Here is an 11,765-nt window from a genome sequence, read left to right on the forward strand (position 1 = left end):
CCGCCCTGCCCTCGGCAGGGATTCCGCAGGCCATCGGCCCTACACTGGTGGGTTCCTTTCCTTGGCTCACCGTCCCATGGCCCTCAAGTCCACTGTCTACAAGGCCCAGCTGCAGATCGCCGACATGGATCGCTCGCTCTATGCCGACCATTCGCTCACGCTGGCCCGCCACCCGTCCGAGACCGATGAACGGTTGATGATGCGGCTGCTGGCCTTCGCGCTGGCCGTGCCACCCGACACCGACCGTGGGGCGCTGGAGTTCGCCGCCGGACTGTCGGACACCGATGAACCCGACCTCTGGCAGAAGGACCTGACCGGGGCCCTGGTGCAGTGGATCGAGGTGGGACAGCCCGACGACCGCCGCCTGGCCAAGGCCTGTGGCCGTGCCGAGAAGGTGCGCATCTGGACCTACGGCAGTTCCGCCCCCATCTGGTGGCAGGGCCTGGCCGGCAAGGTGGCCCGTCTGTCCAACCTGGAGGTCTGGCAGGTGCCCGTCGAAGCCAGCCGCGAGCTGGCCGGCCTGGCCGCCCGCGGCATGCAGCTGCAGGTGACGGTGCAGGAGGGACAGATCTGGGTGGGCAATGGCGAGCATTCGGTGGCTTTGGAGCCCATCGCCCTGCAACGCCCGACAGTGCGCAGCTGACCATCCCCAGAACAGGGAGCGCGGCCGCGCCTATCATCGCCAGCCTCGAACTTCCGTCCGTTGACCGGCCCGGCCGTGATCCGCCCCGGCTCCTCTTCTCTTCGGTGCCACCCGCGCCGCTGCCCGCATGACCTTGTTCACCCGCCGCCAGGCTCTTGCCCTGCTGGGCGCCACCAGCGCCCCTCTCACCATGGCCCAGACCGCCGCCCCCCGCCCCGAGACCGACGACCCCTTCCTGTGGCTGGAGGATGTCGAGGGTGAACGTGCCCTCCACTGGGTGCGCGAGCACAACGCGGCCAGCCGCAAGCTGCTGGAGGCGCGCCCCGGCTTTGCCGAGACCCGGCACAGCCTGCAGGCCATCCTGGATTCGAAGGAACGCATCCCGGCGGTGACCCGCCGCGGCGACTGGCTCTACAACTTCTGGCGCGACGAGCAAAACCCGCGCGGCCTGTGGCGCCGCACCACGCTGGCGCGTTTCCGCCAGGCCGACCCGCAGTGGGAACTGATCCTCGACCTGGATGCCCTGGCCCGTGCGGAGACGGAGAACTGGGTCTGGGGCGGGGCGCAGCTGCTGGGCGGCCGCTCGACCCGCTGCCTGGTGTCGCTGTCCCGCGGCGGCGCGGACGCCAAGGTCGTGCGTGAGTTCGACCTGGCCACCCGCCGCTTCGTCGAGGGAGGCTTCTTGCTGCCGGAGGCCAAATCCGAACTGGACTGGCTGGACGAGGACCATCTCTTCGTGGGCACCGACTTCGGGCCGGGCTCGCAAACCGATTCCGGCTACCCGCGCGTGATCCGGCTGTGGCAGCGTGGCACCCCGCTGAGCGCCGCTGTGAAGGTCTACGAGGGGCGCCAGACCGACGTCTCGGCCTTCGTCTCGGTGGACCCGACCCCGGGTTTTGAGCGGGTGCTGGTCGGCCGCGCGCCCGATTTCTTCACCAATGAAATCGCGCTGTGGCAGGACGGCCGGCTGGTGCCGGTCGACAAGCCGCTCGATGCCCAGTTGAGCTTCTGGCAGGCCCATGTGCTGATCAAGCTGCGCAGCGACTGGACCGTGGCAGGCCGCACTTGGCCCAGCGGCTCGCTGCTGCTGAGCGATGCCGCGGCCTACCTGAAGGGCGAGCGCCAGTTCACCGCCCTGTTCACCCCCACGACCACCCGCTCGCTGGACGCCTTCACCACCACCGGCAGCCAGGTGCTGCTCTCGGTGATGGACAACGTGGCCAACCGGGTGGTGGCCTGGCGCCGGACCCCGGGCGGCTGGGAGGAACGGGCGATCGACACCCCCTTCCCCGGCACGCTGCATGTGCAGGCCCTGCACGACCCGCAGGTGCCTCATGACCCCTTGGCCGAGCAGTTCCTGCTCTCCTACGTCGACTTCCTGACGCCGGACACGCTGTACCTGGGCGACGCCAGCAGCGACCGGCTGGTGAAGATCAAGGCCCGACCGGCCTTCTTCGACGCCACCGGCATGCGGGTGGAGCAGCAGTTCGCCACCTCGAAGGACGGCACCAAGGTGCCCTATTTCGTGATCTGGCCGCGCGGCGCCAAGGCGGATGGCCACAACCCGACCCTGCTCTACGGCTATGGCGGCTTCGAGGTGTCAATGCAGCCCTGGTACTCGGCCAGCTGGGGCCAGGCCTGGCTGAGCCGGGGCGGCGTGGCCGTGGTGGCCAACATCCGTGGCGGCGGCGAGTACGGCCCGGCCTGGCACCAGGCCGCCATCAAGGCGAACAAGCAGCGCAGCTACGACGACTTCATCGCGATCGCCGAGGACCTGGTGGCCCGCAAGATCACCCGCCCGCAGCAACTGGGCATCATGGGCGGCAGCAATGGCGGCCTGCTGATGGGCGCGGTGCTGGTCCAGCGCCCGGACCTGTTCAACGCCGTGGTCTGCCAGGTGCCGCTGCTGGACATGAAGCGCTTCAACAAACTGCTGGCCGGCGCCAGCTGGATGGCCGAGTACGGCAACCCGGACGTGCCGGCCGAGTGGGCGTCCATCTCGCGCTACAGCCCCTACCAGAACGTCAAGGCGGACGTGACCTACCCGAAGGTGTTCTTCGTCACCTCGACGCGCGATGACCGGGTTCACCCGGGGCACGCACGCAAGATGGCCGCGCGCATGATGGCCCAGGGCCATGACGTGCTCTATTACGAGAACATCGAAGGCGGCCACGGGAGCGCGGCCAACAACGCCCAGCTGGCCGACCGCCAGGCCCTGGAATTCGCCTTCCTGTGGAACCAGCTGGGTTCCACCCCGCAGCGCTGAGCATCGCCAGGAGCCTTCGATGAGCGACACGACCGAGCCGACCATCGTGCACAACGTGGCGGCCTCCCGCTTTGAGACCAAGGTCAGCAACCTGCTGTGCGTGGCCAGCTACCACCTGCACAACGGTGTGATGGACATGCTGCACACAGGCGTGCCCCCCGCGCTGGAAGGCCGCGGCATTGCCGCCAAGCTGGTGGCCGCCGCGCTGGCCCATGCCCGGGCCCAGGGGCTGAAGGTGCGGCCCAGCTGCAGCTATGTGGCGGTGTACATGCGCCGCCATCCGGAGACGGCCGACCTGCTGGCCCCCTGAGCGGCCCCTGAGCGACACCGCCCCCGGGCTCGCCCGGGTACGCTTGTTGCTGGTGGGGACAACACAATTCCGAACACCTTCAGGGATCCCCATGCCAGCCCCCGCCACCGCCCCTCCCGGCCCCCTGCCCTGCGTGATCGACATCGAGGCCTCCGGCTTCGGCCGCGGCAGCTACCCGATCGAGGTTGGCTTCGTGCTGCCCAATGGCGAGTCGGTTTGTACCCTGGTGCGCCCGCCCGCGCACTGGACGCACTGGGATGGCCGCGCCGAGCGCCTGCACGGCCTGACCCGCGAGCTGCTGGAGCAGCGCGGCAAGACACCGGAAGAAGTGGCCGAGCTGCTGAACACCCACCTGCGGGGCTGCACCGTCTACTGCGACGGCTGGGCCCACGACTACACCTGGCTGGCTCTGCTGTTCGAGGAAGCGGGCCTGCAACCGGCTTTCACCCTGCGCCACCTGCATGAGCTGATCGAGGAAGCCCACGCCGAGCACTGGGACCAGACCTGCGCCGAGGTCCGCAGCAGCCTGCAGCTGACGCGCCACCGCGCCAGCAGCGATGCCCGCGTGCTGCAACTGGCCCTGGGGCAGCTGCGCCAGGCCCCGGGCACAGCGCCGATGGCCGCCGCCTGAGCCGGCGGCAGCCCCCTCAGACCATCACCGGCTCCATCTCCAGCCGGATGCCGAAGCGGCCGTAGACGCTCTCCTGGATCGCCCGGGCCAGGGTCTGCACTTCGGAGCCGATCGCATCGCCGCGGTTGACCAGCACCAGGGCCTGCTTGTCGTAGACCCCGGCATGGCCGACGGTCTTGCCCTTCCAGCCACAGGCGTCAATCATCCAGCCGGCGGCCAGCTTGAAGCGGCCATCCTCCAGCGGGTAGTGCACCACGTGCGGATCGCGGGCGATGATGTCGCGGCACTGCTCCTCGGTGACGATGGGATTCTTGAAGAAGCTGCCCACGTTGCCGATCACGGCCGGATCGGGCAGCTTGGCGCGCCGCACCTCGCAAACCCACTGGAAGATGGTGCGCGCGTCGGGCTGGTGGTTGCCCGTCTCGTCCATCTTGCGCTCCAGGTCCAGGTAGCCCAGCACCGGCTGCCAGGGTTTGGGCAGGCGCAGGCGCACCCGCGTGATCACGCTCTTGCCCGCCAGCGCCCGCTTGAAGATGGAATCGCGGTAGCCAAACTGGCACTGGGCCGCGTTGAGCGTGACGGTGCGGCCGGTCAGCAGGTCCACCGTGTCGAGCGACTCGAAGCGGTCCTGCAGTTCCAGCCCGTAGGCGCCGATGTTCTGCACCGGGGCCGCGCCCACGGTGCCGGGGATCAGCGCCATGTTCTCCATGCCGCCCCAGCCCTGTTCCAGCGTCCAGGCCACGGCGTCGTGCCAGCGCTCGCCGGCACCGAACTCGACGATCACCGCCCGCTCGGTTTCCTCGACCAGGCGCTTGCCCAGAATCTCGACCTTGAGCACCAGCTCGGGCATGTCACGGGTCAGAATGACATTGCTGCCGCCCCCCAGCACGAACTTGGGCGCCAGGCCCAGTTCCGGGTGGTCCACCACCGCACGGACGTCGGCCTCTGAACGGATGCGCACCAACTGCCCCGCCACCGCTGGCAGGCCGAAGGTGTTGTAGGGTTTCAGGCTGACGCCCGGTTCGATTTGCATGGCAGAATTTTCCGCCATTTCTCAAACCGCTCCTTCTGAAGAAAGCACAACCATGCCCAGCTTTGACGCCGTCCTCGAACCCGACATGGTGGCCATCAAGAATTCGGTGAGCAACGCCCAGAAGGAGATCGCCACCCGCTTCGACTTCAAGGGCACCTCGGCCGCCGTGGAACTCAAGGAGAAGGAAAAGGAAATCCAGCTCGTGGGTGATGGCGACTTCCAGATCGAGCAGGTCAGCACCGTGCTGATCGGCAAGCTCACCAAGCAGGGCGTCACCGTCAACTACCTGGACATGAGCGGCAAGATCGAGAAGATCGGCGGCGACAAGGTGCGCCAGACCTACAAGATCAAGGCAGGCATCGAGGCCGAACTGGCCAAGAAGATCACCGGCGGGCTCAAGAACAGCAAGCTCAAGGTGCAGGCCAGCATCCAGGGCGATGAAGTGCGCGTGACCGGCAAGAACCGGGACGACCTGCAGCTGGCCATCGCCCTGCTGAAGAAGGAGTTCGCCGACCAGCCGCTGAAGTACCAGAACTTCCGCGACTGACCGGCACCGCGCCGGTCCCCCTCCTCAGTGCAGCAGGTGCTCGCCGCGGCCCGTCGGCACCGCATGCGGGCGCAGATGCGTCTTGACCCAGTCCAGCTCCAGGCCCAGCCGCTGCACCAGTTCCTCCTGCGCCGCCAGCGCGTCGGTCAGCGCGAGGCCGCCCTGCTCGCCGGCCTCGGCCATCACGCTGGCCAGGCGCAGCACGGCCCCCAGCCGGCAGAACGGCCGGCAGGCCAGCGGGTCGTCCGCCGCACTCAGCGCCAGCACCAGGGCGCCGGGGAACTGCCAGCGCCGCGCCAGCTCGGCAGTGACCTGCACATGGCTGCACTGCAGCAGACGGCGCTCATGGTCCAGCAGGCTGTCCGGCAGGCTGGCCTGCCGCTCAGCCTGGGCCATGGCCTCCGGGTCCTGCATCAGCATCAGCAGCTCGCCAGTGCGCATCACCATCCCGGCCAGATGGGCGGTGTCGGGGTCCAGATCGCATGCGCCCGCCAGCACGCGGGCATGGTCGGCCGTCGCCAGGCACTGGCGCCAGAAGCGCATGCGGTCAAAACCGTCGACCTGCGGGAACGCCCCGGCCGCGCAAGCGGCCAGCGCCAGGTCACGCAAGCCCTCCAGGCCGATGATGACGGCCGCGTCCTGCAGCGTGGCCACCGAATGGCTGGGGCTGTAGTGGGGGGAATTGGCCAGCCGCAGCACCTTGACCGACAGGCCCTGGTCTTGCGCGATCAGTTGGGAGAGTTCCCGCAGGCCCAGCGAGGCCTTGTCCAGGGACTGCATCAGGCTGTGCGCCACCTCCGGCATCGACGGCAGCGCCGCGGGGTTGGCGAAATACTTGTCCATCAACGGCATGGTGTCTCCATCAACAGGTGAGTCGAACGTCGGACCGCACGCTGGCGGTGTCCGCCCCGGTGATCGAACACCCGCCCGCCGGCCCGCGCATCAGCACCGACCCGGATACCGCTCAAAACACCGGACAATGGCGCGGTGAAAGTGACTCAAATCCTGTTCAGCCAGGGCTTCGGCACCCGGCGGGTGTGTGCCGGGCTGGTCGAGGCCGGTCTGGTCCGCCTGGGCGAGCGCGTGCTCGACGACCCCCATGAGGACCTGCCCACCGAGGGCCTGGTGCTGACCGTGGAGGGCAAGGACTGGCCTTACCACGCCCAGGCGCTGGTGATGCTGCACAAGCCTGCGGGCTATGAGTGCTCGCAAAAGCCCAAGCACCACCCCAGCGTGCTGACGCTGCTGCCACCGCCGCTGCGGGAACGCGGGGTGCAGCCCATCGGCCGGCTGGACGAGGACACCACCGGCCTGCTGCTGCTGACCGACGATGGCCGGCTGATCCACAAGCTCACCTCCCCCAAGCACCATGTGCCCAAGGTGTACGAGGTGAGCTGCAAGCACCCACTGGCCGCGGACGCGGTGCCCCGCCTGCTGGCCGGGGTGGTGCTGGACGACGACCCGGCCCCGGTGGCCGCCGCCGCCTGCGAGCTGGTCGACGAGACCCACCTGCGGCTCACGCTGACGGAGGGCAAGTACCACCAGGTCAAGCGCATGGTCGCCGCCATCGGCAACCGGGTCGAGGCCCTGCACCGCAGCCGCTTCGGCCCGCTGAGCCTGCCGGCCGACCTGGCGCCCGGCCAATGGTGCTGGATTCCCGGTTGGCCGGCGGGCTGATGACCCTGCACCGATAATCGATCCGTCATGCGAGTTTTCCGAGGCCACCACCCGTCCTTCGCCGCCGGTCCCGGCTGTGCGCTCACCATCGGCAACTTTGACGGCGTGCACCGTGGCCACCAAGCCATGCTGGCCCTGCTGAACAACGAAGCCCGGCTGCGTGGCCTGCGCAGCTGCGTGATGACCTTCGAGCCGCACCCACGCGACTGGTTTGCACAGAAGCTGGGCAAGCCCGAGGCGGCGCCGCTGCGCATCGCCACGCTGCGCGACAAGCTGCAGGAGTTGGAGCACTGCGGTGTGGATGACGTGGTGCTGATGCGCTTTGACGACCGTCTGGCCAGCCTCTCACCGGACGACTTCATCCGCCAGGTGCTGGTGAACCAGCTCAAGGCCCGCTACGTGCTGGTGGGCGATGATTTCCGCTTTGGCGCCAAGCGGGCGGGTGACTACGCGCTGCTGGATGCCGCTGGCAACGACCTGGGTTTCGACGTCGCCCGCATGATGAGCTATGAGGTGCACGGCCTGCGCGTCTCCAGCTCGGCCGTGCGCGAGGCCCTGGCCGCCGGCGACATGCGCCGCGCCGCCACCCTGCTGGGCCGGCCCTACTGCATCTCCGGCCATGTGGTGCATGGCCGCAAGCTGGGCCGTGACCTGGGCTTTCGCACGCTGAACCTGCGCTTTCCCTCGCACCGCCCCGCCGCCCAGGGCATCTTCGTCGTGCGGGTGCACGGCCTGGGCCCCAGCCCGCTGCCGGGCGTGGCCAGTCTGGGCGTGCGCCCGTCGGTGGAAGACGCCGGCCGGGTGCTGCTGGAGGTGCATTGCCTGGACTGGCCAGCCCACATCGCGCTGGAAGGCGGCTACGCCCGCCTGCTGCGGGTGGAGCTGATGCACAAGCTGCACGACGAACGCCGCTACCCCTCGCTGGAGGCCCTGCGGGCCGGCATTGCCCAGGACGTGGTGGATGCCACGGCCTGGTGGCGCGCCTACGGCGTCTGAACCGCCGCTGGCGGCCGGCCGCTAGAATCCAAGGATGCGCCCCGCTCCCCTCCTGGCCGGCTCCTGCTGCGAACACACCGCGGTGCGCCGGCAGACCACGCGCGACCGAATTCCGCTCGGCGCGGCCTGAACCGGGCCCCGCCAGCTCTGTCGCGCGGCGCCTGCGGCGCCGTTCCTCCCTTTTCGCCTGCCAGTGCGCGCCCCTTCCTGCGCCGCACGAGAAGCCATGACCGACAAGAAATCCGCCCCGAAGAACGACGCCAAGGACAGCAGCGCCTACCGCGCCACGCTGAACATGCCCGACACCCCCTTCCCGATGCGTGGCGACCTGCCCAAGCGCGAACCGGGCTGGGTGAAGGACTGGAACGAGAGCGGCCTGTACAAGCGCCTGCGCGACGCCCGCCACGGCGCCCCGCTGTTCGTGCTGCACGACGGCCCCCCGTACGCCAACGGCCAGATCCACATGGGCCACGCGGTCAACAAGGTGCTCAAGGACATGATCGTCAAGAGCCGCCAGCTGGCTGGCTTTGACGCCCAGTACATCCCCGGTTGGGACTGCCACGGCCTGCCGATCGAGAACGCGATCGAGAAGAAGTACGGCCGCAACCTGAGCCGGGACGACATGCAGGCCAAGAGCCGTGCCTACGCCACCGAGCAGATCAACCAGCAGCGCGAGGACTTCAAGCGCCTGGGCGTGCTGGGCGACTGGGAGCGCCCCTACCGCACGATGGACTTCGCCAACGAGGCCGGTGAGCTGCGCGCCTTCAAGCGGGTGATCGAACGCGGCTTCGTCTACCGTGGCCTGAAGCCGGTGTACTGGTGCTTCGACTGCGGCAGCTCGCTGGCCGAGTTCGAGATCGAATACGCCGACAAGAAGAGCGACACGCTGGACGTGGCCTTCGAGACCGATGACGCCGATGCGCTGGCCACCGCCTTCGGCCTGCCGGCCCTGCCCGCCGGCAAGAGCGGCTTCATCGTCATCTGGACCACCACCGCCTGGACCATCCCGGCCAACCAGGCGCTGAACGCCCACCCCGAGCTGAACTACGCCCTGGTCAACACGCCCATGGGCTGCCTGGTGCTGGCCGAGGACCTGGTCGAGACCGCCCTGGCACGCTTTGGCCTGGAAGGCCAGGTGCTGGCCACCGCCAAGGGTGAGAAGCTGGGCGGCCTGAACTTCCGCCACCCGCTCTACGACGTGGATGCTGGCTACCGCCGCCTGGCACCGGTCTACCTGGCCGACTACGTGTCGGCCACCGACGGCACCGGCATCGTGCACTCGGCCCCCGCCTATGGTCTGGACGACTTCAACTCCTGCGTCGCCCACGGCATGAGCTACGACCAGATCCTCAACCCGGTGCAGGGCAACGGCTGCTATGCGGCCGACTTCCCGCTCTTCGGCGGGCTGCACATCTGGAAGGCCGTGCCGGTCATCCTGGAAGCACTGAAGAACGCCGGCCGGCTGATGGCCACCCAGCCCATCACCCACAGCTACCCGCACTGCTGGCGCCACAAGACGCCGGTGATCTACCGCGCCGCCGCGCAGTGGTTCATCCGCATGGACGAGGAGACGCCCGACAGCCGCGGCGTGTTCGTCAAGGACCGCGCCGAGAAGACCCTGCGCCAGATGGCGCTGGAGGCGATCGAGCACACATCCTTCTACCCCGAGAACGGCCAGGCCCGGCTGCGCGACATGATCGCCAACCGGCCGGACTGGTGCATCTCCCGCCAGCGCAGCTGGGGCGTGCCGGTGCCTTTCTTCCTGCACAAGGACACGGGCGAACTGCATCCGCGCACGATGGAGATCCTCGACCAGGCCGCCGACATCGTCGAGCAGGGCGGCATCGAGGCCTGGAGCCGCGTGACCGCGGAGGAGATCCTGGGCGCCGCCGATGCCCCGCACTACACCAAGAGCACCGACATCCTGGAGGTGTGGTTCGACTCGGGCTCGACCTTCTGGCACGTGCTGCGCGGCAGCCACGCCAAGGCCTACCCGAACGGCGACTTCCACGCCGAAGGCCCCGAGGCCGACCTCTACCTGGAAGGCCATGACCAGCACCGCGGCTGGTTCCACAGCTCGTTGCTGCTGGGCTGTGCGCTGTTCGGCCGCGCGCCCTACAAGGGCCTGCTGACCCACGGCTTCACCGTGGACAGCCAGGGCCGCAAGATGAGCAAGAGCCTGGGCAACGGCATCGACCCGCAGGAGGTCAACAAGAAGCTTGGCGCCGAGATCATCCGCCTGTGGGTGGCCGCCAGCGACTACTCCGGCGACATCGCCGGCGACGACAAGATCCTGGCCCGGGTGATCGACGCCTACCGCCGCATCCGCAACACGCTGCGCTTCCTGCTGGCCAACACGTCCGACTTCGACCCGGCCACCGACGCCGTGCCCGACGCCGAGCTGCTGGAGATCGACCGCTACGCCCTGGCCCGTGCCGGCCAGCTGCAGGCCGAGATCCTGGCCCACTTCGACCGCTATGAGTTCCACCCGGTGGTGTCCAAGCTGCAGGTCTACTGCTCGGAAGACCTGGGCGCCTTCTACCTGGATGTGCTCAAGGACCGGCTCTACACCAGCGCCCCCAAGAGCCTGGCCCGCCGCTCGGCCCAGACCGCGCTGTGGCAGATCACGCACGCCATGCTGCGCTGGATGGCCCCCTTCCTCAGCTTCACCGCGGAAGAAGCCTGGCCGATCGTCGCCGGGGCCAAAACCCAGGGCTCGATCTTCTTCGAGACCTTCTGGAAGTTCACGACGCCGGACGAGGGTCTGCTGGCCAAGTGGGGCCGCATCCGCGCCATCCGCGAGCTGGCCAACAAGGAGATCGAAGCCGTGCGCACGGCCGGTGCCGTGGGCGCCTCGCTGCAGGCCACGCTGACGATCACCGCCGGCGCCGACGACGCGGCCCTGCTGCGCTCGCTGGGCGAGGACCTGAAGTTCGTCACCATCACCTCGGCGGTGACGGTGGTGGACGGCGCCGAGCTGGCCGTCACGGTCACGCCCAGCACCGCCGTCAAGTGCGAGCGCTGCTGGCACTACCGTGAGGACGTGGGCAGCGACGCCGCCCACCCGACGCTGTGCGGCCGCTGCAGCAGCAACCTCTACGGCGCGGGCGAAACCCGCACCGTGGCCTGAGCGGAGCGCGCATGGCACGCAGTCCACGCAAGTCCGCCAGCAACGGCGACAGCACCAACCTGTGGGTCTGGCTGGGCCTGGCCGTGGCGGTGATCCTGCTCGACCAGTTCAGCAAGACACTGATCCTCGGCTTCTTCCAGCTGGGCGACAGCCACACCGTCACCTCGTTCTTCAACGTCGTGCGGGTGCACAACACCGGGGCCGCGTTCTCGTTCCTGGCCGGCGCCTCGGGCTGGCAGCGCTGGTTCTTCATCGGACTGGGCGTGGCCGCCTCCGGCTTCATCGTCTGGATGCTGCGCCGCCATCCCGGCCAGACGCTGTTCTGCTTCGCCATCAGCATGATCCTGGGCGGCGCGCTGGGCAACGTGATCGACCGGGTGATCCACGGCTATGTGGTGGACTTCATCCAGGTCCACTACGCCGGGCGCTACTTTCCGTCCTTCAACCTGGCCGACAGCGCCATCACGCTGGGCGCGATCTGCCTGGTGCTCGACGAACTGCGTCGGGTGCGCAAAGGCTGAGCCGCCTCGAC

General features: G+C 68.8%; 11 protein-coding genes. 9 read left to right on the forward strand and 2 right to left on the reverse strand.

Annotated features, from left to right (window positions below; translation table 11 throughout):
• The first annotated feature begins 76 nt into the window (after positions 1-76).
• The 4 genes from KGA65_RS14615 (at position 77) to KGA65_RS14630 (ending at position 3,850) form a co-directional block, all read left to right on the forward strand.
• On the forward strand, positions 77-643 hold the full coding sequence (locus KGA65_RS14615; RefSeq protein WP_225863847.1) for a YaeQ family protein: 567 nt from the start codon (positions 77-79) through the stop codon (positions 641-643).
• 127 nt (positions 644-770) lie between these two features.
• Positions 771-2,909, forward strand: coding sequence for a prolyl oligopeptidase family serine peptidase (locus KGA65_RS14620; RefSeq protein WP_310740974.1), 2,139 nt, complete (start codon positions 771-773; stop codon positions 2,907-2,909).
• A gap of 19 nt (positions 2,910-2,928) precedes the next feature.
• On the forward strand, positions 2,929-3,219 hold the full coding sequence (locus KGA65_RS14625) for a GNAT family N-acetyltransferase (protein WP_225863848.1): 291 nt from the start codon (positions 2,929-2,931) through the stop codon (positions 3,217-3,219).
• Between the two features lie 91 nt (positions 3,220-3,310).
• Positions 3,311-3,850, forward strand: coding sequence for a 3'-5' exonuclease (locus KGA65_RS14630; protein ID WP_225863849.1), 540 nt, complete (start codon positions 3,311-3,313; stop codon positions 3,848-3,850).
• Positions 3,851-3,866: 16 nt separating this feature from the next.
• Here KGA65_RS14630 and murB read toward each other — a convergent pair whose 3' ends face one another.
• Positions 3,867-4,883 carry a UDP-N-acetylmuramate dehydrogenase gene (gene murB, locus KGA65_RS14635; protein WP_225863850.1) on the reverse strand — a complete coding sequence of 339 codons (1,017 nt, stop codon included), beginning with the start codon at positions 4,881-4,883 and terminating at the stop codon, positions 3,867-3,869.
• A gap of 52 nt (positions 4,884-4,935) precedes the next feature.
• Here murB and KGA65_RS14640 point away from each other — a divergent pair, with 52 nt between their 5' ends.
• Complete coding sequence (locus KGA65_RS14640) at positions 4,936-5,430, forward strand: YajQ family cyclic di-GMP-binding protein (protein ID WP_225863851.1); 495 nt, start codon at positions 4,936-4,938, stop codon at positions 5,428-5,430.
• A 24-nt stretch (positions 5,431-5,454) separates the two neighbouring features.
• Here KGA65_RS14640 and KGA65_RS14645 read toward each other — a convergent pair whose 3' ends face one another.
• On the reverse strand, positions 5,455-6,282 hold the full coding sequence (locus tag KGA65_RS14645) for an HDOD domain-containing protein (RefSeq protein ID WP_225863852.1): 828 nt from the start codon (positions 6,280-6,282) through the stop codon (positions 5,455-5,457).
• A 135-nt stretch (positions 6,283-6,417) separates the two neighbouring features.
• Here KGA65_RS14645 and KGA65_RS14650 point away from each other — a divergent pair, with 135 nt between their 5' ends.
• The 4 genes from KGA65_RS14650 (at position 6,418) to lspA (ending at position 11,754) form a co-directional block, all read left to right on the forward strand.
• On the forward strand, positions 6,418-7,107 hold the full coding sequence (locus tag KGA65_RS14650) for a 16S rRNA pseudouridine(516) synthase (RefSeq protein ID WP_225863853.1): 690 nt from the start codon (positions 6,418-6,420) through the stop codon (positions 7,105-7,107).
• A 27-nt stretch (positions 7,108-7,134) separates the two neighbouring features.
• A complete protein-coding gene (locus tag KGA65_RS14655) occupies positions 7,135-8,103 on the forward strand; it encodes a bifunctional riboflavin kinase/FAD synthetase (protein ID WP_225863854.1) in 969 nt (322 codons plus the stop codon).
• Between the two features lie 226 nt (positions 8,104-8,329).
• Positions 8,330-11,233 (forward strand): isoleucine--tRNA ligase, encoded by a 2,904-nt coding sequence (gene ileS / locus KGA65_RS14660; RefSeq protein ID WP_225863855.1) that lies wholly within the window; start codon positions 8,330-8,332, stop codon positions 11,231-11,233.
• An 11-nt stretch (positions 11,234-11,244) separates the two neighbouring features.
• The gene (gene lspA, locus KGA65_RS14665; RefSeq protein ID WP_225863856.1) at positions 11,245-11,754 is read left to right on the forward strand and encodes a signal peptidase II; all 510 of its coding nucleotides are present in this window, start codon (positions 11,245-11,247) and stop codon (positions 11,752-11,754) included.
• The last annotated feature ends 11 nt before the right edge of the window (positions 11,755-11,765 follow it).

The sequence above is a fragment of the Ideonella benzenivorans genome, assembly GCF_020387415.1.
In the GTDB taxonomy this organism is placed as follows: domain Bacteria; phylum Pseudomonadota; class Gammaproteobacteria; order Burkholderiales; family Burkholderiaceae_C; genus Ideonella; species Ideonella benzenivorans.

What these genes read in the sequence shown, in the direction of transcription:
- KGA65_RS14620 (WP_310740974.1), top strand. Translation starts at nt 771, where the DNA reads ATGACCTTGTTCACCCGCCGCCAGGCTCTTGCCCTGCTGGGCGCCACC.
- KGA65_RS14640 (WP_225863851.1), top strand. Translation starts at nt 4,936, where the DNA reads ATGCCCAGCTTTGACGCCGTCCTCGAACCCGACATGGTGGCCATCAAG.
- KGA65_RS14615 (WP_225863847.1), top strand. Translation starts at nt 77, where the DNA reads ATGGCCCTCAAGTCCACTGTCTACAAGGCCCAGCTGCAGATCGCCGAC.
- murB (WP_225863850.1), bottom strand. Translation starts at nt 4,883, where the DNA reads ATGCAAATCGAACCGGGCGTCAGCCTGAAACCCTACAACACCTTCGGC.
- KGA65_RS14625 (WP_225863848.1), top strand. Translation starts at nt 2,929, where the DNA reads ATGAGCGACACGACCGAGCCGACCATCGTGCACAACGTGGCGGCCTCC.
- lspA (WP_225863856.1), top strand. Translation starts at nt 11,245, where the DNA reads ATGGCACGCAGTCCACGCAAGTCCGCCAGCAACGGCGACAGCACCAAC.
- KGA65_RS14645 (WP_225863852.1), bottom strand. Translation starts at nt 6,282, where the DNA reads ATGCCGTTGATGGACAAGTATTTCGCCAACCCCGCGGCGCTGCCGTCG.
- KGA65_RS14630 (WP_225863849.1), top strand. Translation starts at nt 3,311, where the DNA reads ATGCCAGCCCCCGCCACCGCCCCTCCCGGCCCCCTGCCCTGCGTGATC.
- KGA65_RS14655 (WP_225863854.1), top strand. Translation starts at nt 7,135, where the DNA reads ATGCGAGTTTTCCGAGGCCACCACCCGTCCTTCGCCGCCGGTCCCGGC.
- ileS (WP_225863855.1), top strand. Translation starts at nt 8,330, where the DNA reads ATGACCGACAAGAAATCCGCCCCGAAGAACGACGCCAAGGACAGCAGC.